This window comes from Algoriella xinjiangensis (genome assembly GCF_900115015.1).
Lineage (GTDB): Bacteria > Bacteroidota > Bacteroidia > Flavobacteriales > Weeksellaceae > Empedobacter > Empedobacter xinjiangensis.
This window is the reverse complement of sequence record NZ_FOUZ01000010.1, coordinates 79,857-106,713: the sequence shown is the minus strand read 5'-3', so window position 1 is coordinate 106,713 and position 26,857 is coordinate 79,857. Positions and strand designations below refer to the sequence as shown.

The window sequence follows — 26,857 nt, the reverse complement described above, 5'->3', positions numbered from 1 at the left end:
TAACGTTAAAAAAAATAACACGTAGTTTTTCCTGAAATTAAATAGAGTAGGGCGGTGCTCGTAGACTTTTGTGGGTAAGTAAAACTGTTTGTCTTACATGTGTAGTGTATAAAGTTTTATCTTTTTGGATGAAAGATTTCGTCCATTCAAATAATGCTATTTCAGAATTATTTTCGATAAATTGAGAATTAAAATGACAAACTGTACAATTGTGGTCGTGTGCAACTGAATATTTATCTTTTAATTCTTTGTGCTCTTTGTTTAGTGCATGATCCAATATATGCGCAGATTGATACACCGTCATAAACAGTGAAATCGTAAGCATTAGATATTGGATAAATTTTTTCATTCGTTAAACAAAATTATAACTTTTATTTGATTTCTCTTAGTTCCTTCAGATTTTGTTGAAGTTTTCTTAAAAATAGAAAGTAAATTATTCCATAATAAATAGTTCCGATAATTATAATAAATGCAATAGCCGTAATAATCGCAATCCAACCATAAATACTTGCGTTTTCTACAAGTGGTTTTATGTCATTTGCATGTTTTGCAAGGTAAATAGATTGTCCTAATTCGTAATAAAATGGAGCTGAAGATATGATTAAACTTAAAACTGTAAAAAGTATAAAAAGGTTAACCAAGCGACGAAACGAAATAATATTTTTCATTAAATCGACAACAGATTGATTAAGATCTATCTTTTTAAAATAGCGAAAAGCCATTACCAAAAATCCAAACGTGATCACGATTCCTAAAACTGAAGCGATTTCGTAATTATTGATTGTTTTTTGCTCAACAAGCGTTTTAACTTCGTTTGCAAATAAACTTTTACCCGAAATTAAAATATATAAATTGTAACCAATAAAAAGGATAAATTCACAAAATGTGAAAATAAATAACCATTTTATTGTTGTTGATGATTTCTTTTTTAACATTTGAAAAATCTGATTTTGGTCAAATTTTTCTTCTTCCTTGATAGAACCCCAAATTGATTTTAAGTCATCTAACTCCATTATTGTTCCATTTTAGACATTATTTCTTTTAATTTCACTTTAACACGATTCATTTTTACACGTGCATTTACTTCAGAAATTCCTAAAGTTTCTGCGATATCTCTGTAAGGTAAATCTTCTAAAAAAAGTAGTACCAATGCACGTTCTACATCATTCAAAAAACGAATTGCAGCATATAATAGTGTAATACGTTCTTCTAAAACTTCGTCTTTGTCATCGGATTTGATGTGTATAAATTGATCTTCGATATAATCGGTTTCGCGTGTTTTGGTTTTTTTGCGAATTAAGGTAATTGCAGTGTTTAAACCAACGCGATACATCCAAGTGCTAAATTTTGAATCGCCTTTGAATGAGTCGTATGAGCGCCATAATTGTAAAACAATTTCCTGAAATAAATCGTCATGAGAATCCTTGTCATCCGTATAAATACGGCAAACTTTATGAATAATACCCTGATTTTTTTCGACTAATTCGGTAAATATGTTTGCTTTACTATCCAAATTTCTTTTTTGTAATTTATATGTAGTAGAAAAGTACAAAATGTTACAAAAAATAAAAAAATCCTCTTATAAAACTATAAGAGGATTAACCTAACTAACTTAAACCTATGAAAAGTTATTCTACTTTTCTGATGCAAGTTTAACTATTTAAAAAACGATACACAATAGTTTCTTAAAAAAAGTTAAAATTTTTAACGGTTTAAGCTAAGAATCATTCTAAACTAGCTAAAAGTGTTAACGAAATGATATAATTCATTGTGAATAGAGCGCGGTGTTGATTAAATTTGTAGAAATATCTAAAAAATTAAACGTATTGCTTTATGGCAAATGAATCATTACTAAAATCGTCGATTGGTAAGAAGTTCGCGATGGCTTTATCAGCCTTATTTTTAATCGTGTTCTTATTACAACATTTCGTGATTAATGCATTATCAGTTATTAGTCCCGAAGGGTTCAATGAAGTTTCGGCCTTCATGAGTTACAACCCACTTATTCAATATGTAATGCAACCTATCTTATTAATTGGTGTTTGTTACCACTTTATAATGGGGTTTGTATTAGAATTACAAAACAAAAAAGCGCGTGGTCCTGTTGCATACCAAAAGTACAATGGTGCAGCTAACGCAACTTGGATGTCAAGAAACATGGTTATTTCAGGATTAGTAATCTTAGTTTTCTTATTATTACACCTATATGATTTTTGGGTTCCAACTATCGTAGATCATTACATTGCTCCAGCAGCTAATTTTGGTCAAGGGAACTATTTTATGGATCACTTAAATCACGTTTTCACTTTAGAAGGTGCTTTAAGCTTTGTAAGATTAGTAATTTACATTGTTGGTTTCGTATTTTTGTCTTTACACTTACAGCACGGTTTTGCTTCGGCATTCCAATCTATTGGTGCAAAACACAGCAAATACACACCTTTTATTGTAGGTTTCGGAAAATGGTATTCAATTATTATTCCAGCTGGTTTCATCATCATTGCTGTTTACCATTTTTTTGTTAAATAATTAAATAATATCAAGAAATGAGTATATTAGATTCAAGATCTCCAGAAGGAGATATCGCAAAACAATGGAGCGAACACAAAGCACACTTAAACTTAGTTGCTCCTAATAACCGTGATAAAATTGATGTTATTGTTGTTGGTACTGGTTTAGCTGGAGGTTCTGCGGCTGCTACATTAGCAGAATTAGGATACAAAGTAAAAGCATTTTGTTACCAAGATTCTCCACGTCGTGCACACTCTATTGCTGCGCAAGGTGGTATTAATGCTGCAAAAAATTATAAAGGAGATAATGATTCTATCTACCGTTTGTTTTACGATACTATCAAAGGTGGTGATTACCGTGCTCGTGAGTCTAACGTTTACCGTTTAGCAGAAGTTTCTGGTAACATTATCGATCAATGTGTAATGCAAGGTGTTCCTTTTGCACGTGATTATGGTGGATTGTTAGATAACCGTTCTTTTGGTGGAGTACAAGTATCTCGTACTTTCTATGCGAAAGGTCAAACAGGACAACAATTATTATTAGGTGCATATTCAGCAATGAATCACCAAATCCACTTAGGGCATATCCAAATGTATAACCGTCACGAAATGTTAGAATTAGTGATTGTTGATGGAAAAGCTCGTGGAATTATTGCACGTAACTTGGTAACAGGAGAAATAGAAAGACATTCTGCACACGCAGTAGTTATTGCTACTGGAGGTTACGGAAACGTTTACTTCTTATCTTCTAACGCAATGGGATCTAACGTAACAGCTGCATGGAAAATCCACAAGAAAGGAGCTTACTTTGCAAATCCTTGTTATGTTCAAATTCACCCAACGTGTATTCCAATTCACGGAACAAATCAATCAAAATTAACTTTGATGTCAGAATCTTTACGTAACTCGGGTCGTATCTGGGTTCCTAAAAAGAAAGAAGACGCAGAAGCAATTCGTGCTGGTAAGAAAAAAGCAGTTGATATCAAAGAAGAAGATAGAGATTATTACTTAGAAAGACGTTATCCTGCATTTGGTAACTTAGTACCTCGTGACGTTGCATCTCGTGCAGCAAAAGAGCGTTGTGACGCTGGTTACGGTATCGAAGCTAACGAAACAGGAGAAGGAGTTTACTTAGATTTTACAGATGAGATTATGAAAAAAGGTCGCGAAGTAGCTTTTGCTAACGGAGACCAAAATCCATCAGATGTAGTAATCGAGAAATTAGGTAAAAAATGGATTGAAGAGAAATATGGTAACTTATTTCAAATGTATTACAAAATTACAGATGAAAATCCATACGAAAATCCAATGCGTATCTATCCAGCAATTCACTATACAATGGGTGGTGTTTGGGTTGATTATAACTTAATGTCTACAATACCAGGTTGTTTCGTAGCTGGTGAAGCTAACTTCTCTGATCACGGTGCAAACCGTTTAGGAGCCTCAGCATTAATGCAAGGTTTAGCAGATGGTTACTTCGTTTTACCGTACACAATTGCTGATTATTTATCTGCAGATATCCGTACAGGTAAAATTCCTACTGATACTCCAGAATTTGAAACTGCTGAGAAAGCTGTAAAAGAACAAATTCAACATTTCTTAAGCAATAATGGAACTAAAACTGTAGATAGTTTCCACAAACGTTTAGGTATCATTATGTGGAATCAAGTAGGTATGGCGCGTAACGCAGAAGGTTTAAAACAAGCTATTGCAGATATTGCTGCATTACGCGAAGAATTTTACCGTGATGTTAAAGTACCAGGTGATGCTAACGAAATGAATACTGAGTTAGAAAAAGCTGGTCGTGTAGCTGATTTCCTAGAATTAGGACAATTAATGGCTATTGACGCACTTAACCGTAACGAATCTTGTGGTGGTCACTTCCGCGAAGAGTATCAAACAGAAGAAGGAGAAGCTATGCGTGATGATGAAAACTTTACTTATGTTGCTGCATGGGAATATAAAAATGACGACATCAACACAGAAGTGTTACACAAAGAGGAGTTAAATTACAAATATATCGAGCTTAAAACTCGTAGTTATAAATAATAAAATCATTTTGCTTGATGAATTAAAATCAAGCAAAATGTCAAAATATCATATAGAATTATGGCATCATCAAAAACAATCAGCGTAACGCTGAAAATTTGGCGTCAAAAAAACGCTAATGCTCAAGGAAACATGGAAACATATTCCTTAAAAGATGTTTCTACTGATTCTTCTTTCTTAGAAATGCTTGATTTACTAAATGAGCAATTAGTAGAGGAAGGAAAAGAGCCAGTTGCATTCGACCACGATTGTCGTGAAGGTATTTGCGGTATGTGTTCTTTATTTATCAACGGTGAAGCACATGGACCAGATAGAGGAGTTACAACTTGTCAATTACACATGCGTAAGTTCAAGGATGGTGAAACGATTTATATCGAACCATGGAGATCTGCAGCATTCCCAGTAATTAAAGATTTAATTGTAGACCGTTCATCTTTTGACCGTATTCAACAAGCAGGTGCTTACATTTCTGTAAACACATCTGGACTTACTGTAGACGCAAACAACATTCCTGTAAACAAAAAAGATGCTGACGATGCTTTTGATTCAGCAACTTGTATTGGATGTGGAGCTTGTGTAGCAACATGTAAAAATGGATCTGCAATGTTATTTGTTGGAGCTAAAGTTTCTCAATTCGCATTGTTACCACAAGGTCAAATCGAAGGTTCACGTCGTGCACAGAAAATGGTTGCACAAATGGATTTAGAAGGATTTGGAAACTGTACAAACACTGGTGCTTGTGAAGTTGAATGTCCTAAAGGAATTTCTTTAGATAATATCGCACGTATGAATCGTGAGTTTTTATCTGCTAAAATTGTATCACAAGAATAATAAAATATTCTCGTACATATTAAAAGAGAGGCTAATTAGCCTCTCTTTTTTTGTTTTATACAATAAAAAAAGGATTTCAATTGCTTGAAATCCTTCCCAAAGTAAAATTCTTTCATTCGAATAATTCCTTTGTTAATTGTTCTTTTTTTAATTGATATAATTCTAAAAATGAATTATGGATGTTATAATGAAGAACAAATCTTATATAATTATAAACTAAAAGCTCTTGTATATGTTTAGGATAAATTGAAAAATCTATTAAAACTTAAATGTATGATAGTATAAAAGAGCAACATCAATTTAAAAGAACTTCTGGGTAAAAAAGGATTTCAATTACTTGAAATCCTTCCCGAAATTTTTGATAATGATTCTTTAATTTTCACCTTTACATGAAAATTTTTTCGGCTTAAAAATTTCGTTATTTATAACGGAAAACAATTATTAATTTTAAATGTTCTGTTTTAAAACAACTAAACTATTTTAAAGAAGAGAACGAATAATCATTAATTCCTTGTAGTAAAATTAATGACAAAAATCATGTTTTGCAAATTTATATGGATTAATTTTAAAAGTTTAACACATCAATATGGTTTAAGCTTAAATAAAAAATCCAGCTCGTTTGAGCTGGATTTTTAGTTTCATAACACTAGAACTAGGTGTTCTGAGATTATTTTATGTTTTTAAAACTTCTATTAATAAAGTTTGTCAACTCTTTACCTTTTAACAAACCTTGCGATAATTTCGCTAAATCTAAAGCTTGTGTTATTAATTCTGTTTTATCCTCTTTTGACTCTTTTGATAAAATTTCTGAAGCCAAATCTGAATTAGAGTTAACAACAACATTGTACATTTCTGGGAAATTACCCATACCAAACATTCCCGCTCCACCAGAAGCTTGCATGTCTTTCATACGACGCATAAATTCTGATTGCGTGATGATAAATGGCGCATCTGTTGCAGATAAATCTTCTAATTGTACAGTGTACGATTTATTATCGATAGCCGCTGTGATTTCTGTAGATAATTTCGTTTTTTCTTCTTCAGAAAGTTTAGAAATCTTAACATCATCTTTTTCAATTAAATTATTGATATGATCTGCATCAACACGTACAAATGTTACATTTTCTTTTGTTGATTCTAATTTCTGGATCAAGTGAGAAGAAATCGGAGAATCTAATAAAATTACTTCGTAACCCTTTTCTCTCGCAATTTGTATGTATTGATCTTGTCCATCAATATCAGAAGTATAAAGAACAACTAATTTACCGTCTTTGTTGGTTTGATTTGGCGTAATTGTTTCAGTCAATTCATTCCACGTAAAATATTTTCCGTCAACAGTTGGATACAATGCAAATTTGTCAGATTTCTCGAAGAATTTATCTTCCGAAATCATTCCATATTCGATTACAACTTTAATATCATTCCATTTTTGTTCATAATCTTCGCGATTTGTATTGAATAAAGCCGCCATTTTATCTGCAACTTTTTTCGTGATATGCGCAGAAATTTTCTTAACTGCACCATCAGCTTGTAAATACGAACGCGAAACATTTAAAGGAATATCCGGAGAATCTATAACACCGCGTAATAACATCAAGAAATCAGGAACAATTCCTTTTACTTCGTCTGTTACAAACACTTGATTTTGGTATAATTGGATTCTGTCTTTATCAATATTGATGTTGTTTCCTAATTTTGGAAAGAATAAAATTCCTGTTAAATTAAATGGATAATCAACATTTAAATGAATGTGAAACAACGGCTCATCAAATTGCATTGGATACAATTCTCGGTAAAAACTTAGGTAATCTTCGTCTGATAATTCTGATGGAGATTTTGTCCAAGCTGGCGTTGTATTATTGATGATATCGTCAACCTCAATTTCTTCTGGTTTTGCATCTTCTGCAGCGCCTTCTGGTAATGGAAGTGTTTCTTTTTTAGTTCCGAATTTGATCGGAATTGGCATGAATTTATTGTATTTGTTCAATAATTCACGGATTTTCCATTCGTCTAAAAATTCTTTAGAATCTTCTGCGATATGTAAAATAACTTCAGTTCCACGATCTGTTTTGTCCGAATTTTCTAATGTAAATTCTGGCGAACCATCACAAGTCCAATGAACAGCAGGCTCATCTTTAAAAGATTTTGTAATAATCTCAACTTTATCAGCCACCATAAAAGCCGAATAAAAACCTAAACCAAAATGCCCAATAATTCCGTCTGCATCTTTGTGTTGATTAATAAACTCTTCTGCACCCGAAAAAGCAACTTGATTGATGTATTTTTCAACTTCATCAGCTGTCATTCCAAGACCTTGGTCAATAATGTGTAAGGTGTTATTTTCTTTGTTGATTTTTACTTCAATTTTTGGATTCCCGTACTCAACTTTGGCTTCACCAATATTGCATAAATGCTTTAATTTTAATGTAGCATCTGTTCCGTTAGAAACCAATTCGCGCAAAAATATTTCGTGATCGCTGTATAAGAATTTTTTGATTAATGGAAAGATATTCTCAACCGATACATTAATATTTCCTTTATTCATTTTGTATTTTTTTATAATTATGTTTAATATTCTATATTGGATAAATGGAATTCATTTTTGTCTGAATAACATCTGTTCAAATATTTTCAAAAGCCAGACCAAATCACGTTTTATGACATTTTGTCTTGTTTATTTTAAGGTTAGATTAATGATAAATCCTTAATTTACACTCAAAATTTAGGAAAATGAAATTCGGAAAAGTAGAAAATCCTCAATTAGTTGATTTTACATTGCCACAAACCAAAAAAGAATCGTTTGAAGTGTTGAATAAATACAAATCAAACAACGATTTAGCTGTTTTTGTAGGTTGTGCAAAGTGGAATAAACAAGATTTGAAAAATTTTTATCCGCCCAAAACAAAAGATGAATTAACGTATTATTCGACACAATTTAATAGTATCGAAATGAATGCGACATTTTATCGTGCGCCATCAAAAGCAAATGTGGAAACGTGGGCTAGTAAAACACCGAAAGATTTTAAGTTTTTTCCTAAAATTCCGCAAAGTATTAGCCATTATGGACGTTTACAAAATATAACCGATAAATTAAATGAATTTCTAGATGCTGTTGCTTTATTTGAAGATAAATTAGGAATGATTTTTCTACAAATGCACGAAAATTTTGCGCCAAAAGATTTTGATAAATTAGAGAATTTTGTCAATCATTTTCCAAAAGGTTACCCGTTGGCTGTAGAAGTTCGTCATGAAGATTGGTTTTCTAAACCCCAATATTTTGAACAATTAACTAATTTGTTACAAGAAAATCAGGTTTCTAATATTATTGTAGATACGGCTGGTAGAAGAGATATGGTACACATGCGATTGACTTCTGCTGATGCTTTTGTGCGTTTTGTTGGTGCAAATGACGCTTCGGATTATGAACGTTTGGATGAATGGATTTCGGTTATAAAAGATTGGAAAAATGAAGGTTTGCAGAATTTATACTTTTTTATTCATCAAAATATGGAAGTAGAATCACCTTTGTTGGCCACACATTTTATTAAAAATCTAAATAAAGAATTAAATTTAACAATAAGAGGTCCACAAGAAACGTTAACACTATTTTAAATGCATTATAATAAACGGCTTATGAAAAAACATTTATTTTTATTTATTACTTTTTTATTATTCTCTATTTCGTTTGGGCAAGTACAAAATATTGCTGATTTATCGACAGGTATTCTAGAGGAATCAAAAAATGTGCGAGATGAAAATCAAAATTTGATTGGTTATCTTTTCTTATTCAATAAAGGATTAATTAATCAAGATAAATCTGTACAATACGAATATGTATTGTTGGATAATAATTTGAATAAACTAACAAATGGAGATTTTAATTTGCCTAATTTTAAACGATTAAAATTCAAAATTTCGAATTTAGTTTATCATCAACAAAAGCTTTATATAACGTCTGTTTTTTACCATACGACAAAGTTTAGCAGATTTGGACAGAATTTGAAAGTTATTGATATGAAGAATAATGAAGTCATTCAAGATAAATTTTATAGAGATAATCAATTTACTCAAATGTCTGATATAATTAATTTTGAAGAGTTGAAGCCAGATATAACAGTACAATCGAGTATTTTAATTCCTCGGGTTTCAAATAGTAAAATTTACTATATTGATTATAGATCTGTTTATTATATGAATTTATCAAAGTTAAAAAATATAATAATTTATAAACAGGATTTTTCTAAATCATTTCAATATGAAATTGATACAAAAATGGAGAAAGATGGTTATGACTTTAATATAAATGAAATAAAAAATGGAAATATTGTAATTTTTCAGCAAAAAAATAATAAAACTTCAGGTTTTCCTATATTAGGAGTTGATAGACTTATTACATACAGTTTAGAAAACGGAACAATTATTTCTAATATTATTTATAATTTTCCATCAAAAAATGGAGATGAATATTATATTCCTTATACAGAAACTGTTGGTGATAATTTGGCAGTTGTTGGCGATATAAAATTGATGAATGAACAATCAGTTTATAATATTTCGAGTAAACCTTCTTATGGTTTGATTCGTTCTGTTTATGATTCGGTTGGAAAAACTATTACAGAGAAAAAGATTTATTATGCTGATATTTTTAAAGAATATAGTTTTAGAGATGGAAGAGATTCTGACGGTTATAAATTTCATTTGAAAGAATATTTTAACTATAATGATAACTCATATTCAGTACTTTTGGTAAAACAAAAAGGTGATAATATAATGACTTTACCAAGAACGACAGATTATATTCTTGCAAATTTTGATAAAAATGGTATTTATAAAAATCATTTACTTTTAGAAAAAACTAAAGTAAAATATATGGATTCTTATTTGTTTTCTCAAGAAAATAAAGAAGAAAATGAAGTCTTGTTTTTTTATGCAGAAGAATTAAAAGAAAATGGTAAAAAAGAATGGTTTTTAACGATTAATAAACTTAAAAATGGAGAATTATCCCAAGTAAGAATGCCATTTAAAACCGAATCTTCAACGATAAGATTTGGAATAGCAAAGTATGGTTATATTATGATAACCGAATATAATAAAGATGATAAAGAAAGATCAGTTAGGATAGAAAAACTAAATATTTAAATAAAAAGCAACTTTAATTAGTTGCTTTTTTTGTGTAATAATCAGCAATATTTTTTAATTCATCAGTTTTCAAATTCCATAAAAAAGTCAATAATTTTTGATAATTTTCATTCTCAGAATTAGGATCAACTTGCGGTACATATTTATTAAATTTTAATTCTTTTTTAGCTGTATAAAGTTTGTCAAAAACTGTCGCAATATTTTTATCCAAGTCAATTCTTGTAGATAAATTTTGCTTTTCGAACATCAATAAATATAATGCCACTGAAAATTGATCGTTTTGAAAGTAATTTTCATAGTATTGATTGATTTCTTTTTTCTTAATTTTCTCAAATTCTGCTGAAGCTTTTACTTCTTGTTTTAAAAAATCGTCTGCAAAATTCTTTTTTATCCACTTTAACCGATCTTCTAGATTTGGATGAGTTCTGATTGAGTCTTCATCAAGATATTCTTTAAACGTTAAACCATCAAACAATAAATTTTTCTCTAATTTAATTAACTTATCATCAAATTTTTGATTTGGTAAATCGTACAAATGCTTATAAATCGTATCATTCAATACTATTTTATCTGCATTGTCATATTTTTCTAAATTAATTAAAAGTTCTAAATATTGATTTTTAGGATAACCTAAATTAGCGTATAAAATGAATCCTAAACTATCTGCAGAAATTTCATTTTTACGTGATTGTTCTGCCAAATCATACTTTTTACGAATAACTTCATCTTGAGATTTAATTAATTTTAAAAAATCTTTACGTTTTAGAGACTTTATTTCACGTTTAAAATCTTTTACAAATTCAGCATCTTGTTCAATAGACTTTTTAGTATGATTTAATTGATTATGTGCTATTTCGTGGCAAATAACTGCAGCAACTTGAAACTCATTTTCTAAAAAAGATAAAATCCCTGATTCTATTGTGTAAAAATCAAAACCCAATGATGATGCATTTGGTATATTAGATTTTGTGATATAATATTTAGGAGAATTAATTTTATAAGACGAATTTTTTGAAATAATTGTAGAAAAAATATTCTGAATAAATTGAAGATAATCAGTATCAGAAACATATCCATTCTTTGTATATCCCAAAGAAATATTATGTTCTAAAGTTTCAAAATATTCATCAAATTCCTTTTTTTCTTCTCTTGTATTATATTGACTATAATTTGATTTTAATTGTTTAATGTATTTTATATCAGTATCTTTTGTTTGAGAAAAAAGGAATGTAATTGATAAGAAATTAGTAATAAATAGTAAATAATATTTCATGTATATAGTGCAATTAGTAAGTTAAATTTAATGTAAGTTATTTAGTTAAACAATTTTTTAAAAATATAATCACAAATTCTATAAACCTCGTTTGTTTAGCCTAATTTTGTAGGACAAATAAAACAAAAGAACCTTCATAATTATGAAACAATTTACTTCGGTTTATGATGTAGAAAACATCGACGAATTACTAAAAACTGCGTTAGAAATTAAAGCAAATCCATTTGCTCAACAAGAAGTTGGTAAGAATAAAACAATTGGTTTAATCTTTTTTAATCCAAGTTTGCGTACACGTTTAAGTTCTATCAAAGCAGCGTATAATTTAAGTGCAAATGTTTGGGTTTTGAACGCTGGAGCAGATTCTTGGACACTAGAAATGGCTGATGGTGCTGTAATGAATGGTGATACGCAAGAACATATTACAGAAGCAATAAAGGTAATGAGTGCTTATTGTGATGTTTTAGGTGTGCGTACATTTCCTAAATTAGTAGATCGTGATGAAGATTATAACGAAGTAATGTTCAATAAAGTAAAAGGGTTATCATCGGTTCCTGTTGTTTCTTTAGAAAGTGCAACTTTACATCCTTTGCAATCTTTTGCAGATTTAATTACAATTGCAGAGAAATCTGGTTATACTCCAGGTGAAAAATCTGCTAAAAAAGTAAAAGTTGTAATGACTTGGGCGCCGCATCCAAAACGTTTGCCTCAAGCTGTTCCAAACTCTTTTGCACAATGGTTTTCTAAGGTTGATTGGGTAGATTTTACAGTTGTTCAGCCAAAAGGTTACGAGTTAGATGCTAAATTTACAGATGGTGCTACGATTGAGTATGATCAAGAAGAAGCTTTAAAAGATGCTGATTTTGTTTATGCAAAAAACTGGTCTTCTTACGAAAATTACGGAGAAGTTATTCCACAAGACAAAGATTGGCAAGTAACGATGGAAAAAATGGATTTAACGAATAAAGGTAAATTTATGCATTGTCTACCTGTTCGTCGTAACGTTGTTGTAGCGGACGAAGTGTTAGATTCTGATACTTCTATCGTGATTGATGAAGCAACAAATCGTATATTTTCTGCACAAACAGTTTTCCACGAAATATTAAAGAATAAATAATTCTTTCTATTATAAAATTCTAAAACTGCATATTTCGATATGCAGTTTTTTTATGGAACAAAGTGTAGTAAATTGTTAAATAAAAAATATTATTCATCAATTTTACCAATCAAAGCATCAAAAACAACAATTTGAAGAAGTTTATTATTGATGTCAAATTCGTATCTTTGGATAAACGATAAAAAATGGCAGATTATATCAGAATTCATCCCGAAAATCCGCAAGAAAAAGCGATTGATCAAGTGGTTAAAATATTAAAAAACGGAGGTTTAATTATTTATCCTTCGGATACGGTTTATGGATTAGGTTGCGATATTACCAATTTAAAAGCCATGGAAAAATTGGCGCGTATAAAAGGTGTAAAATTAGATAAATCACAATTTTCTATCGTTTGTAATGATTTAAGCCATCTTTCGCACTACACTTTACCAATTGATAATGGAACGTTTAGAATTCTGAAACGCGCATTACCAGGACCATTTACGTTTGTAATGAATGCATCTAAAAATTTACCAGCAGCATATAAAGGTAAAAAAACGGTTGGTATTCGTATTCCAGATCATATTGTTCCTCAAATGATTGTAGAAAAACTTGGAAATCCAATTGCGTCTACATCTATTTATGACGAAGATGAAATTGTAGAATATACTACTGATCCCGAATTAATCTATGAAAAATGGGACAAGTTAGTTGACGCAGTAATTGATAGTGGTTATGGAGATAACGTTGCATCGACAATTGTTGATATGACGGATGGAGTAGAAGTGTTGCGTGAAGGAAAAGGTAATATAGAAGATTATTTATAAGACAATTAAGAAATTTAGACCATGAAAATATTACTTTCACCAGCCAAAATGATGAGTTTAGAAACAAATGCAAAGTGGAAAGCAACTACGCCGCAGTTTCTAAATTATTCGCAAGAGGTAATGGGTGTAATGAAAGAGATGAAGGCAAATGATCTTGAGAAATTGATGAAAATTTCTAGAGATATTGCAGACATGAATGTTGAACGTAATAATGCTTGGAATATAAAACCGAGCGCAAAGCAAGCTATTCCTGCGGCTTTAGCATTTAAAGGCGAAGTTTATCGTGCTTTAAACGCCGAAACATTAGACGAAAATGCAATTGATTATTTAAACAAAAATGCATTTTTACTTTCGGGTTTGTATGGTATTTTGCGTCCTTCGGATAAAATTATGCCTTATCGTTTAGAAATGGGTTCGAAGTTAGATGTAAACGGTTCTAAAAATTTATATGGTTTTTGGAAAGAGATTTTAACACCTTTTGTAAACTCTAAATTGAAAAAAGACGAATTTATTTTGAACTTAGCAAGTAACGAATATGCCAAAGTTTTGAATAGAAAAGAATTAAAAGTTCCGATGATTGATGTTGAATTTCAAGATTATAAAAACGGAGAACTTAAAAAAATAATGATGTATTTTAAACACGCACGTGGCGCAATGGCACGCTATTGTGCAGAAAATAATGTACAAACATTAGACGAAGTAAAAGCATATAATGTAGATAATTATCGTTTAGATGAAAATCTATCTACTCAAGAAACTTTAATATTTACACGTTAATTTATTAAAATTCATAAATTTACAAAGACTGCTGCATAAGTAGTCTTTTCGTCATTTATACCTTAAAATATGACAGCTAATTTTATAGATAAACTACCCTTAAAAATTGTATATTCTTTCAAATCTTTGATTGATGAACTGGAAAACTCCGAATATAATTTTGGAGAGTTTAAAGTGTTTTTGGATTATTTAAAAGAAACAAAACCAGAATTATTGAATGGTGTAGAGACTTTTGAAGAGTTTGAGAAATTAATAAAAGATGTAGAGCCAATTATCGATAAAATTATTCCAAAGCCTTTGATGAAATACAATTTAAAGGCGATAACTTTTCCTTTTTCGGACAAATTTATATTTGCAACAGATCGTTTAAAAGAGTTAATGCATAACAAACATTCTAAACTAAAATTTAGTTATTCGGAGCTTGATTATGATAATATTTACAAGATTTGTTGTTGTTTTATTCTCTCAAAATATTACAATAAAAATTTGTATCTCACTTTGTCAAATCAGCTAGAAATAACAAATGACGAAGGATATAAAACGTATTTAGGAACAGACATTAACCACGATTATTTTACAATTTATCCGACTGATAAAAAGTTTGAATTAACTGAAGATCAAATCGAAGAATTGCTAAATAAATACGAAGATACAGCGCTTTGGATGAAATATATTCCGCTTCAATCTTGGGTTGCAAAAGGGTTTAACTTAGTTTCGTTTTTTGATAATACTACAGAAATTGCTTTATCAAAACTAAAAAGTAAATTATTATCTTATGGCGAACCATTTGATTTAGTGAAACTTGATATCACTTCTGCGCTAAAATCTATTTTTAAAATTGGCGATTTAGAACTTGGTTTTTCGGCGTATAATTCTGAAGCTAGTTTGTTAGAAAATAGCTCGTTGCAGCACATGAATATGAGTTTATTGCTTGATAATAAAAGCAATTTGCAAATGAATGAAATTGCATGTGTTAATCTCGAGAATAAAATTAGTAAGTCAGATTATTACGTAATTTCTAGTGTAGATCCTATGTTAGAGAAATATCCGAACGATAGATTATTGGAAATTGTTTCGGAACAAGGTTATAAAAGTTTGATACTTTATCCGCTTAAAAATGGAAAAGATTGTTTGGGTGTTTTAGAAATAGCATCAAAAAAAGCAGGTGTTTTTAATCGTATCAATGCAAATTTATTGCGAGAATTTACACCACTTTTAGAAGAATCTATTTACCGATATTCTGTCGAATTTGAAAATCAAATTAATGCATATATTCAAACCGAATATACTTCGTTACATCCAAGTGTAGACTGGAAATTTAGAGAAAAAGCGCGCGAACATTTGGTGCATACACATAACAAACCAAAATCGCAAGTTTCTTTTCAGAATGTATATCCAATTTATGGTGAAATTGATGTGAGAAATTCATCGGTTATTCGAAATAATTGCATGCGAATTGATTATAAAAATCAATTGGATTATTTGATACAAATTTGCCAAGAGCTTTTTAATCGTACGTACAAAGATAAATTTTTAGGATATATTGATCATTTGAAAGATTTTTCGGAACGAATTCACAATGTAGATAAAATCTATTTTGAGAGCGAATTGTTTGATTATATCGCAATAAATATTCATCCAGAAATTCCGAAATATGTGAAAGAAGGAGAGAAGTCAATTATTTCTAAATACCTTAAAAAGTTAGATCCTACGACTGGTTTATTTTATATCGAACGTAAAAAATTTGATCAATCTATATCGATGATAAATTCTTTGTTATCAAATAAGTTAGATATTTTTCAACTCGATGCACAAGGAATTTTTCCGCATTATTATGAACGTTTCAAAACTGATGGAATTGATTATAATTTATATGTTGGACGAAGTATTGCGCCACAAAAAAAGTTTAGTTATCAAGAAATTAAGAAAATTAGATTCTGGCAATTGCAAGCAAACATTGCATTAGAGCAGGCTTATAAAAGTATTCGTAAAAAAGTACCGATAAAAATAGATGTTGCTTCGCTGATTTTAGCAACCAATAATACGTTGGATATTATTTTTAAATTAGATGAAAAACGATTTGATGTAAACGGATACAATAATGCTAAATACGAAATAATAAAGAAACGAATTAGTAAAGCATTTATAAAAGATTCAACTGAGCGAATTAATCAACCTGGTAAAATTTGTGTGATTTATACGGAAGATATTTTACGCGAAGAATATTCGGAATATTTTAAATTATTGATTGAACAAAATTATTTAAAAAATGATATTGAATATTTAGAAGTCGATGATTTGCAAGGAATAAATGGTTTATTGGCGATTAGAGCTTCGATAAATTATAAAAAAGAAGTGACAAAATATATTGAATTAAAAGATTAGAAAATGAACAATACAGTTTTACTAAATATCTCTATTGAAACTACACCACAAGAGATTTGGAAAGTTTTGGCAGATGAAAAACATTTTAACGCATGTTTTGAAACCATGAAAATGAATTGTAATGATTGGAAAATTGGAGGAAACATTACATTTGAAACGCCAGCAAAAAATAATATAGAGCACGCAATTATTAATTATTTTAATGAAAACGAGCGTTTAAGTTATGGGTATAAAAAAGAAGAACAAACCAATCAAATAGAGGTGACGTTTAGTTTAAAACCTGCGGGCGATTTTACGTATTTAACAATAGAAGGTAAAAATTTTAGAGACGAATACGAGCGTTCGCATTCGGAAATAAAATGGATTAATATGATGCAAGACATCAAGAAATATGTACAAAAAAAATAACCTTCAAATTGAAGGTTATTTTTTTATTTATTTAGAATCCGAAGTTTAAACCAAAAACGATTCGACCCGGATCTTCTCCTTTAAAATATGATACAGAAGCTGTGATAGACTCGACTCCGTTTATCCAAATTCCACCACCCATAGATGAATGCCATTTGTTAGAATCTTCCCCATCTAACCAAACTCTACCGTAATCTGCACCAACAAAAACGCCTAAACGCATTGGTACAACAGCTGTAAATTTTAGCGCATCAAAACGTAAATCAGATGTTTGTAAAAAGACTTTATCGCCTACAAATCGTCCTAAACGGTAACCTCTCAAATCTTGATCTCCACCTAAATTTGCCATTTGATAAAACTCCATGAAATTTCCCCAAACTGCTTTTCCTTTCAACATAGAAGCAACTGTTAATCTACCATTAGCAGAAATTTTATGTGTAAAGCCTAAGTTTAATTCGGTATAGAAATGATTACGTTCAAATTCTGATAAGTTAGAAATCCATTTTGCATTTGCTAAAAATGTCATTCCTAATTTTGGCAATGAAGCATTATCGTAATTCTTGAAAACATATTTTGCACCAACTTCTCCAAAGCTTTGTCCTTTAAAAACATCTCTATTTATACCAATATTTGGCTCGTTTACAATTCTATCTTTATTATCTTCGATTTTAGCATAACTGTAAATCGCAGAAAAATCTAAACGTCCATTGTTGTTTAAAATCTTGAAAATAGATGGACCAATACTATAACTTTCTAATCGAACACGATTATAATCCATTCCTTTTTGTTCGTCACTATTGATGGTTTCGTTACCTAATCCAAAAAAGTTTGTACTAAAAGTTGGGCTGGTGTAAGCAGCATTCAAATCTAAATTCCATTTACCAAGTGCTTTTACAAAAGTACCTTTGTATTTTGCTTCCCAACCGCTTGTTGCAAAATAATAATTTAATTGCAAATTGTGACGTTGTGAATAAGGTTTACGGTCAAAACCATTAACCGTATAAGTTGGCGAAAGACCAATTTTTATACCATCATCAGGATTGTAACCAACGTTAGGCAACATGGTAAAAAAGTTATATTTTGGTTGCTTATAATCGTAAGCGTTAATCTCGTAATCGTTTACAAAACTTTTTGATGTTAAGAATGTAGATTCAGAAGCATCACTACCATTTGCATAATCATAAACTTTGATTTTACTAGATCGTTTTACTTCATAAATATCATCATCAACACCGCCAATAAGTCGCGTTAAAATGGCATTATTAGGTTTACCATCAACTATAAATTGATCTTTACCATTTAAACCATAAATACGAATTTCTTTGGTTTCTTTCTTCGTAAATTCTTCATCAAGAATTAATGTATTCTCTTTTCCTGAATAAATTTTTATATTAGTTTTTCCTTTAGGTAAACGCGTTACAATAAATTTATCATCTTCGTTTGTACCTTTTAAAATGATTAATTTTCGAAGTGTTTTGTTATATTCTTCCGCAAATTTTTCTAATTTTCCGCGACGCTCAATAATATTATTAATGACTTCTTTATCATAATCTTGCTTAACTTCTTCTGGAATTAATTCGAAAGATTTTTTAATATCTTCATCCGTCAAATGTTCTTGTATATAACGCGCTTCTTTTTTCCATCCATCAAGATCAGAAGATTCTAAAATTGCTAAATCTAACGGATAAGGTTCTCTGTTAAACCACTTTACATTTTTGATGTCATCTTTGTAATCTTGCATGTGACGTAAAGGCGGAATACCCATAATTACCTTGAAAAATAAGCCGTCATATCTCGGGAAAGCTTGATCTCTATCTCGTGGAATTGGTTTATAAATGGTTTGACCTTTGTCTTCATAAATTCCCCAACGCCATTGATCCGAGTGTCTATCCCAATCGCCAACCAACATATCAAACAAACGCGCACGCATATAAGCTTGTTTGTCGACAACAATATTTTTATTTTTTTGAATTGCAGCCAACATATCATCTGTGCTTACAATATCTTTTGGCGTTCCGAAAACACCTTCTTGATAAGCAGACATAGGGCGTTCCTCAATCATATACAATTCATCGCCAAAGTTTTCATTATATTCTTTTAAGGCTTCTTGTTTCGGAACATAATATAATTTTGGAGTAGAATGCATCACGCCAATTGGTTTCATCATATCAGCAACAGCCAACGGATAATAGGGATGTGTTGTGGTATAAAAATCCATCAAAAATTTCTCTGTAAATGAATTTTCAAATTCATCTGCAACATATTTATTTTTGAAAGCAACTTGCTGTATAAATTGCGTAGCGCTTTTCTTTACCGAACGCATATTATACTCTTGACCTTTATTGTCTGTTAATCGTAAACTTTGTGTTTGATGTCCGCCACCCATACGTACGGGCGCTAAACCACCATAAAGTTGACTAAGATTAACTGTATTTGCAGTAATCGTTTGTCCATAAGTTCTGCGATAATGTCGTCCAAAAAAGAATTTATATGGATCAGATTTTCGTGTACTTTCTAATGGATAAACTGAAGTTTCTTTTTTCTTTGGCATTTTTATATCATCATAAACTTGCGCCAAATATTCCTTTTTCTTTTCAGTTACTTGTTTAGAAAGTAATAATTCAGTTCCGTTTTCATTAAAACCATAAAAACTAACTTTAGATGCTCCATTATCGTATAAATCTAAAATAGCAAAGCCATTATCTCCATAAGAAAAATCATTTTTACCAACAGCTTTTGCCGATTCACTTTTAGAACCTGCACCACTAATAATCTGCTTTACATTATCATTTTGGATATATTGTAAATTATGATCGTGTCCAGAAACAACAATTACATTATTTCTGTTTTCGATTAATGTTGCAATGCGCGAAGCCATTTCGCGGTATTTATAATTATTTACATCTTGAGGACTAAGTCCTGTTGTGCTTCTTAATAAATTAATAAATGAACCAATTACTGGCAACGGAATTTTAGAATAATCGCCTAAAGGATAAATTTGTTTTTTAAGATCAAATTGACCACCGTGCGTTCCGTTTGAATATAACGGGTGATGCATTGTTAAAATAGTTGTTCTATTTTGGTATTTATTTAATTGAGACTCTAATTCCTCAAAAAATGCATCGCGTGTCTTTATATCACACTTTTCATTAAGCCCAGGATGTTTGTCCCAATCTTGCAAATACCATTCAGAATCTACCGCAATAATTCCGATACTATCATTTACATTGATTTTATCAATGGGACAACCGTCTTTTGGTAGAAAAGATTTTTTATTTGTAAGTTGTTTTTTGACTAATTTTTCTTGTTCTTTTAGACCTTCTAAACCATTTCGCCAATCGTGATTTCCAGGAATAAATAATGTTTTTCCTTTAAAAGATTTCGCTAAATCAATTTGTAATTGTAGCTTATTTCGGCTAGTTGCATAATCCGATTTTGTAGAATCTGGCTGTATTCCGTTTTCATACACATTGTCTCCTAAAAAGAACAAATATGAAGCAGAATCTGCTTTGCTTAATTCGGTCTTTAAATGCTCCAAAGTTTGCTTTTTCTTTGGATCATCTAAATTTCCTGCATCACCGATTAAATAGATAGATTGAATTTTTTTTCCTTCAACGCTTTGTATTTTCTCGTTTTTTAGATGTTGCCCATATTGTGGATGTTGCGTCGCACAAGATGTCATATACAAACAAGAACCGACTAAAGCCAAAAATGGATAATTCAGTTTTTTAATGTTTTGTGTTGGTAATAATTTCATACATTTAAGCTTTAAAAACTCGTGATGAACCCGGCCTTATCAAAAATAGAAAACTATGTTTTCAATTTATTCAAAGATAATCTTTCTTTGGATTTTACGTATCATAATTTTATGCATACCGTAAAAGTTGTTGAAGCAATTAAAACTTTGTGTATAAATGAACAAATTTCGGTAGATAGACAAGAGCAGTTAATGGTTGCTGGTTGGTTTCACGATACGGGGTATACAAAAATCGTGCTAGGACATGAAAACGAGAGTGTAAAAATAGCAAATGAGTATTTAACTTCTGCTAATTTTCCATCAGATTTTATAGCAAATGTAGAAGCTTACATCTTAGCTACAAAGATAAATTATGCACCAAAAAATATAGAAGAATCGATAATAAAGGATGCTGATAATTTTCATTTAGGACAAGAAGAATATCCGAAGATTTCGGAGCTTTTGAGGGATGAAATTGCAAAAGTATGCAAGAGAGAATTTTCTGATTATGAATGGAATGTAGAGAACAGAAATTTCTTTCTGAATGTGCATCATTTTTATACCGATTCTGCCAAAGATTTATGGCAAAAAGGCAAAGAAAATAATTTGATTTACACACAAAATAAAATCAAAGAAATAGAATTAATTGGTGATGTTCCGAATAAATTTGAGTTAAAAAAGAAGAAAAATGATAAAATGCAACAACCCGATCGTGGTGTTGATACATTGTTTCGTGTAACGCTAAATAATCACACGCGATTAAGCGATATTGCTGATAGTAAAGCCAATATTTTATTATCTGTAAACGCGATTGTTATTTCGATTGCGTTATCTACTTTGATTCCGAAATTGGCAACTCCAAAAAATGAATATCTTTTATTGCCTTCAATTGTTATGTTATTTTCGAGTGTTGTTTCGATTGTTTTTGCAATTTTAGCTACAAAACCGAATGTAACGTATGAAAGTTTTAATGAAGAAGATGTAAAGCTTAAAAAAGTGAATCTTTTGTTCTTCGGAAATTTTTATCAAATGTCATTAGAAGCTTACGAAGAAGCAATGCAAGAATTGATGAAAGATCGCGATTATTTGTACAATTCTTTAACGCGCGATTTATATTTTTTAGGTAAAGTATTAGAACGTAAATACAGGTTATTAAGCATTACGTATACAATTTTTATGATTGGAACTATTTTATCTGTTTTGACATTTTCGTATGCCGTTTTTACCAATACAACTCCGTAATTGAGCAATAAAATATAGAATATAAAAAATAGTCAGAAAGATTTTCTGACTATTTTTTGTTTAGATTAAATCTGAGATTATAATTTTATTCATTTTCATTAAAGCTTCTTGTGCTTTGGGATTCTGAAGTAATTGTCCAATATTTTCGGGGACAATTTGCCAACTTACACCAAACGCATCTTTGCACCAACCACATCTACTTTCTTCACCATTTTTTGTAAAATGATTCCAATAAAAATCAATTTCCTCTTGATTTTTACAAGTAATTGTCAAAGAAATACCTTCAGTAAAAGTAAAATCTTGATCAACGCCACTATCCATCGCCATCATTGTAAAATTATTGGCTACAAATTGTGAATGCTGAATTTGATTTGGTCTAAAATTTTCATCATATTTTAAAATTCCTTCTTGTTTAAAATTAGGAAATATTGCTTCGTAATAATTCAATGCATCCTCGCATTTACCTTGTTGAGGTCCACAAAACATTAATGTCGGAACAATTTTTTGTTGATTCACGTCATTCAATTTTCCTAAATACAATTGCCACGAAACATGGTAACGGTCTATAATCCAACCATAACATTTGCTCCACGGATATTCGTCTAATGACATCAAAACTTTACCATTACGCTGTAAGTTTTTCCAAATATGTTCTATTTCTTCTTGAGTTTCGCAAAGTACCATAAATGAAATAGAAGAATTTGGCTGAAACATATTTCCGCCATTTATTCCAATAAAATTTACACCTGATAAATTTGCTTCAACTACAATTGGAGAAGATTTTTTGATGCTCGAATTTGGAAAAATTGACTGATAATATAAAAATGCTTCTTCAGCATTATTGTCAAACCAAATAGATGGGATTATTGTTTGTTTTTCCATTTTTATTGTTTTTCTAAAACCTCTTTCAAATTCGCTGTACCTTGTTCAAAATCTTTATTCATATCATAAAAAAGACTCATTATATTAAAAGGATAAGGCATTTTTCCATCAATTACCCAATTTACTTTTGTCTCATTTGGCGAAATAGATTCGGTTGAGATGTATGATTTTGCCGCATTTGGATCATTATTAAAAAATAAATCCATATCAACACGTTTACCTTCGTCAATCTTAGTAATTACTTGTTTTCCTTCGCCAACTTTATCTCCTTTCCAAGTATAAATAAAGCCAACTGTACCGTCTGTTCCTTGATAATTTTTCTTAATATTATCTTCTAATCTAAACCAAACGCCATAATTTTCTTGATTTTTTAGATGTTTCACATAATCAAAAACAACTTCATTTGGTTTGTTAATTGTTGTTGTTCCTTCGGCATGAAAATCTTTTGGTAAAATTGCAGCAACAATCAAAATCAGAACAATTAAAGAGATAATTATTCCGAAAAACCATTTTATAAATTTCTTCATATACATTTATTTAGCTGAATGATCAATTTGAAAAATTCCGAAAACATTGTGATCCGAATCTAAAAAATAACCTTGCCAACAACGACCCGGAATTGCAAATTTTGGCATTGCTATTTGACCTCCATTTTGGATAATTTTATCAGCCATTGCATCAAAATTTTCAACTTCCATAGTACAAGTAAATGCATTTGTACCGCAATTTAAAGGAGGAGTTTCTGCTGGACGTTTAAACATTCCGCCTTCAATACCAGAAGTTTCAATGCGATAATATTCAATTGGTAAACCATCTTGCTTGATGAAATTCCAACCAAAAACATTGGTGTAAAATTCAATTGATTTTTGTGGATCATTTGCTTGAATTTCAAAATAAACGATGCTATTCATATTGTGCTTTTTTATAATTAGTTAAGTTCTAAATTAATTAAAAATAAGATTGGTTTTATAAATTGAAGAAAATAAAATTTAGGTTTGAATCGATTAAAAATGTTTAATTTTATTGACCAAAACAAGAGAGATTATGAAAATAGAATTGAAAAGAGTAAATGATGCGTCGCATTATGAAGCAACTGCGCCAAGCTCGTCGGTAAAAGTGAATATTGATGGACCAGAATCGATAGGAGGAGAAGGAAAAGGTGTGCGCCCGATGGAATTGGTTTTGATTGCTTTGGGTAGTTGTAGTGTTTTTGATTTGAATGAAATTTTGAAAAAACAACGTCAAGAAATCGAAGATATTCAAGTTGAAGTTGAAGGAAAAAGACGTGATGAAATTCCAAATATTTTTACAAATATTCATATTACATTCAATATAAAAGGAAATATTGATTTAGAAAAAGCAAATAAAGCAGCAGAATTGGCTGTAAAAAAATATTGTAGTGTACATGATATGCTCGCAAATGGTGGGATAGAAATAACCTACGAGATTAATGTAAATTAGAACTTAAAACCGAGAAATTTTCTCGGTTTTTTTATGCAAAAACATTTAAAAATAGGTATAAATACTTAAAAAACCACATTATTTAATGTAATGTTAAATAAACTTAATATTTTGTTAATATTAATTTAGTTTTAAATCATATCTTAGTCATTATTTTTGTTTTTTATTAATAGATAAAGATTTGAAGAGACTTATATTTTTTATTTACTTATTTTTTTATTTTACACAAAGTTTAGTTGCACAAACGCAATTGGAGAAGGGGGATATTGTGGTGTTGGGAATAAATTACAATTCTCAAGCGAATAATGGAGATCCTGAAAAATCAACTGCCTGTTCTATAAACTCTATTAGCAATTTTATATCTGATTTAATTTATTTAGTTCCTTTAAAAGATATTTCATCAGGAATGAGTTTTATTATTACTGATAATGGTTTTGAGAGAGAGTATAGTAATTATTGGGGAACAACAGAAGGGGTGATAAAATTTGAATTAAAAAATGGGTATAGTTTTAATAAAGGAGAAGTTATAGAATTAAAAATTCCTGGAAATTCTAATTCTTTAAGTTTTTTAAGTGATGCAAATCCAAAATGGAATACGACAATATTACAAGGAGGAGCACCTTTGAATTTAACAAAACAAGATCAATTAATAATTTTTTCTGGCAATACTACTTGGTCTGCTGTATCAACACCACTACATAAAGGTACTTTGACAGGTAATTATTTATATGCTTTTAATACCGTACATAATTGGGTTAAACTTCCTGCACCAAATAATACTGAAACACAAAATTCTGTATTACCTGGATATAATAATACTTCGATTGATATAAACAATATTGCTCAAAATGATTTAAGGAGACATCATTTTACTCCAAATGAGGTAACTAATCCTAAAGAATTTTCTTTTTCCTATTATAATGGTATTCGTACAGCTACATCTAAAAATCAATGGTTAATAAGATTGATGAATCCTAATAATTGGAAAAGAGTTAATAATTGTCTTGAATTTCAAGGCGGGATGGATAAGAATAAAATTGATATTATTGAACAATTAGAAAAAGAATCTTGTGTTGGAATTCCTTTTTCGTTAGAAATAGAATTAGATAATCTTGTGCCTGGACAATCTATTCAAACAAAATATAAATGGTTTCGAACTACATCACTAACTAATACTGGAGTCAATATTGGTAATATGCGAAACCTTCCTAATTATACAGAAAACTCAGTAGGTACATACTATTATTATTGTGAAATAACGTATCAATTAAAATGGAATAATTGTGAAACAAATCAAAGTAATTGTACATCCGCAACTTCAACTAATGTTGTAAAGTCAGGATATATAAAAGCAATAATCAAACCATTACCCAAAATATCACCAATAGAAATGAATTAATAATTTTAAAACAAAAAATATGAAAAATAATTTTACTCTTAAATATATTGCTTTAATTGCTTTTACCTTTGTAGGTATTAAAGCACAAGCTCAGACATATTATGCTGATGGAACTTTACCTTCAAAAATTTTAACAGTGGATACTGATGCCACATTAGGAGGAGCTTTATCTGGTACAGTTGGTTCTTGGTACGCATGGAATCCAAATGCAGGAGCTACAACTACTGCTTCTTATACAGCAGGAGACGATTTAGATGGACCAGGGGCTGATGACTCTAACAAAGCTGACATTACTTGGAATGCAAAATGGCCAGGAGCAACTACTGCTGTCCCAACTGCAGCGGAAATAGCAGAGTTAACAAAAGATTATAAAATTACTGCAGCAGAGTTTAATTCATGTCAAACTACAGCAACAGCTTCTTCAAAAACAGAAATAGATGTGAAATTAGTATTACCAGATGTGTTATTTATTGACGCAGATACAAGTGCATGTAGCGGATCTACAGCTACTATAACTTTATATGGTACACCAAATGCAGTAGTTAACTATACAATTACAAACGGTACAGCTGCTACAGCTTTTGTGACTCTTGATTCAGCAGGTAAAGCAGATGTTACAATTACACCAACAGCAGGAGGAAATGTAACATTTACAATAAGTAGTGTGGTTAATACTTTTACACAACCTGCACCATTAGGAACATCAGTTACTTATACAAATTCAACAATTATTAGTTTTGCAACAGCAACTATAACAGTAGGAGCTTCACCAGTAATATCACCAATTACATTCTAATAACTTTGATAAAATATCTAACATATATTTTTAGTAATAAACTATACATTAC

General features: G+C 30.2%; 23 protein-coding genes. 14 read left to right on the top strand and 9 right to left on the bottom strand.

Annotated elements, in window-relative coordinates; translation table 11 throughout:
• Positions 1-37: 37 nt before the first annotated feature.
• Genes BM072_RS10720 through BM072_RS10710 form a run of 3 tightly spaced genes read right to left on the bottom strand, consistent with a single transcriptional unit; the run spans position 38 to position 1,513 of the window.
• Positions 38-349 carry a hypothetical protein gene (locus BM072_RS10720; protein ID WP_092908666.1) on the bottom strand — a complete coding sequence of 104 codons (312 nt, stop codon included), beginning with the start codon at positions 347-349 and terminating at the stop codon, positions 38-40.
• Positions 350-371: 22 nt separating this feature from the next.
• Entirely contained in the window at positions 372-1,013 is a 642-nt protein-coding gene (locus BM072_RS10715) for a hypothetical protein (protein ID WP_092908665.1), read from the bottom strand.
• A complete protein-coding gene (locus BM072_RS10710) occupies positions 1,013-1,513 on the bottom strand; it encodes an RNA polymerase sigma factor (protein ID WP_092908726.1) in 501 nt (166 codons plus the stop codon). The genes BM072_RS10715 and BM072_RS10710 overlap by 1 nt, the downstream gene beginning before the upstream one ends.
• 320 nt (positions 1,514-1,833) lie before the next feature.
• Here BM072_RS10710 and BM072_RS10705 point away from each other — a divergent pair, with 320 nt between their 5' ends.
• Genes BM072_RS10705 through BM072_RS10695 form a run of 3 tightly spaced genes read left to right on the top strand, consistent with a single transcriptional unit; the run spans position 1,834 to position 5,387 of the window.
• Positions 1,834-2,526, top strand: coding sequence for a succinate dehydrogenase cytochrome b subunit (locus BM072_RS10705; RefSeq protein WP_092908664.1), 693 nt, complete (start codon positions 1,834-1,836; stop codon positions 2,524-2,526).
• A 17-nt stretch (positions 2,527-2,543) separates the two neighbouring features.
• Complete coding sequence (locus BM072_RS10700) at positions 2,544-4,556, top strand: fumarate reductase/succinate dehydrogenase flavoprotein subunit (RefSeq protein WP_092908663.1); 2,013 nt, start codon at positions 2,544-2,546, stop codon at positions 4,554-4,556.
• 60 nt (positions 4,557-4,616) lie between these two features.
• Positions 4,617-5,387 (top strand): succinate dehydrogenase/fumarate reductase iron-sulfur subunit, encoded by a 771-nt coding sequence (locus tag BM072_RS10695; RefSeq protein WP_092908662.1) that lies wholly within the window; start codon positions 4,617-4,619, stop codon positions 5,385-5,387.
• A 667-nt stretch (positions 5,388-6,054) separates the two neighbouring features.
• Here the strand turns inward: BM072_RS10695 and htpG are convergent.
• Positions 6,055-7,932 carry a molecular chaperone HtpG gene (gene htpG / locus BM072_RS10690; RefSeq protein ID WP_092908661.1) on the bottom strand — a complete coding sequence of 626 codons (1,878 nt, stop codon included), beginning with the start codon at positions 7,930-7,932 and terminating at the stop codon, positions 6,055-6,057.
• A gap of 185 nt (positions 7,933-8,117) precedes the next feature.
• On the opposite strand from htpG, the gene BM072_RS10685 reads away from it, so the two are divergent.
• Together BM072_RS10685 and BM072_RS10680 are read left to right on the top strand one after the other, a co-directional pair.
• Entirely contained in the window at positions 8,118-8,999 is an 882-nt protein-coding gene (locus tag BM072_RS10685; RefSeq protein ID WP_092908660.1) for a DUF72 domain-containing protein, read from the top strand.
• Positions 9,000-9,020: 21 nt separating this feature from the next.
• The gene (locus BM072_RS10680) at positions 9,021-10,526 is read left to right on the top strand and encodes a DUF6770 family protein (protein ID WP_092908659.1); all 1,506 of its coding nucleotides are present in this window, start codon (positions 9,021-9,023) and stop codon (positions 10,524-10,526) included.
• Positions 10,527-10,539: 13 nt separating this feature from the next.
• On the opposite strand, the gene BM072_RS10675 is transcribed toward BM072_RS10680, so the two are convergent.
• Positions 10,540-11,799, bottom strand: coding sequence for a M48 family metalloprotease (locus BM072_RS10675; protein WP_092908658.1), 1,260 nt, complete (start codon positions 11,797-11,799; stop codon positions 10,540-10,542).
• A gap of 142 nt (positions 11,800-11,941) precedes the next feature.
• Here BM072_RS10675 and BM072_RS10670 point away from each other — a divergent pair, with 142 nt between their 5' ends.
• The 5 genes from BM072_RS10670 to BM072_RS10650 all read left to right on the top strand — a co-directional run bounded on the left by BM072_RS10670 (position 11,942) and on the right by BM072_RS10650 (position 17,289).
• Positions 11,942-12,913 (top strand): N-acetylornithine carbamoyltransferase, encoded by a 972-nt coding sequence (locus BM072_RS10670; protein WP_092908657.1) that lies wholly within the window; start codon positions 11,942-11,944, stop codon positions 12,911-12,913.
• A gap of 185 nt (positions 12,914-13,098) precedes the next feature.
• Positions 13,099-13,719, top strand: a complete 621-nt coding sequence (locus BM072_RS10665) for an L-threonylcarbamoyladenylate synthase (protein ID WP_092908656.1) — start codon at positions 13,099-13,101, stop codon at positions 13,717-13,719.
• Positions 13,720-13,740: 21 nt separating this feature from the next.
• Positions 13,741-14,496, top strand: coding sequence for a peroxide stress protein YaaA (yaaA, locus tag BM072_RS10660; protein WP_092908655.1), 756 nt, complete (start codon positions 13,741-13,743; stop codon positions 14,494-14,496).
• A gap of 69 nt (positions 14,497-14,565) precedes the next feature.
• Complete coding sequence (locus tag BM072_RS10655; RefSeq protein ID WP_092908654.1) at positions 14,566-16,881, top strand: hypothetical protein; 2,316 nt, start codon at positions 14,566-14,568, stop codon at positions 16,879-16,881.
• 3 nt (positions 16,882-16,884) lie between these two features.
• The gene (locus BM072_RS10650) at positions 16,885-17,289 is read left to right on the top strand and encodes an SRPBCC family protein (RefSeq protein WP_092908653.1); all 405 of its coding nucleotides are present in this window, start codon (positions 16,885-16,887) and stop codon (positions 17,287-17,289) included.
• Positions 17,290-17,320: 31 nt separating this feature from the next.
• Here BM072_RS10650 and BM072_RS10645 read toward each other — a convergent pair whose 3' ends face one another.
• Entirely contained in the window at positions 17,321-21,046 is a 3,726-nt protein-coding gene (locus BM072_RS10645; protein ID WP_092908652.1) for a metallophosphoesterase, read from the bottom strand.
• 24 nt (positions 21,047-21,070) lie between these two features.
• Between BM072_RS10645 and BM072_RS10640 the strand changes: the two genes are divergently transcribed.
• On the top strand, positions 21,071-22,267 hold the full coding sequence (locus BM072_RS10640; RefSeq protein WP_092908651.1) for a Pycsar system effector family protein: 1,197 nt from the start codon (positions 21,071-21,073) through the stop codon (positions 22,265-22,267).
• A gap of 60 nt (positions 22,268-22,327) precedes the next feature.
• Here the strand turns inward: BM072_RS10640 and BM072_RS10635 are convergent, their stop codons facing one another.
• The 3 genes from BM072_RS10635 to BM072_RS10625 are packed head-to-tail and all read right to left on the bottom strand — an operon-like array spanning position 22,328 to position 24,060.
• On the bottom strand, positions 22,328-23,149 hold the full coding sequence (locus tag BM072_RS10635; protein WP_092908650.1) for a VOC family protein: 822 nt from the start codon (positions 23,147-23,149) through the stop codon (positions 22,328-22,330).
• 2 nt (positions 23,150-23,151) lie between these two features.
• A complete protein-coding gene (locus BM072_RS10630) occupies positions 23,152-23,676 on the bottom strand; it encodes an SRPBCC family protein (RefSeq protein ID WP_177190306.1) in 525 nt (174 codons plus the stop codon).
• Between the two features lie 6 nt (positions 23,677-23,682).
• Positions 23,683-24,060, bottom strand: coding sequence for a VOC family protein (locus tag BM072_RS10625; RefSeq protein WP_092908648.1), 378 nt, complete (start codon positions 24,058-24,060; stop codon positions 23,683-23,685).
• Positions 24,061-24,193: 133 nt separating this feature from the next.
• Here BM072_RS10625 and BM072_RS10620 point away from each other — a divergent pair, with 133 nt between their 5' ends.
• From BM072_RS10620 to BM072_RS10610, 3 genes are all read left to right on the top strand, one after another.
• The gene (locus tag BM072_RS10620) at positions 24,194-24,610 is read left to right on the top strand and encodes an OsmC family protein (protein WP_092908647.1); all 417 of its coding nucleotides are present in this window, start codon (positions 24,194-24,196) and stop codon (positions 24,608-24,610) included.
• A 250-nt stretch (positions 24,611-24,860) separates the two neighbouring features.
• Positions 24,861-26,009, top strand: coding sequence for a hypothetical protein (locus BM072_RS10615; protein WP_143080486.1), 1,149 nt, complete (start codon positions 24,861-24,863; stop codon positions 26,007-26,009).
• A 19-nt stretch (positions 26,010-26,028) separates the two neighbouring features.
• The gene (locus BM072_RS10610; RefSeq protein WP_092908645.1) at positions 26,029-26,805 is read left to right on the top strand and encodes a hypothetical protein; all 777 of its coding nucleotides are present in this window, start codon (positions 26,029-26,031) and stop codon (positions 26,803-26,805) included.
• The last annotated feature ends 52 nt before the right edge of the window (positions 26,806-26,857 follow it).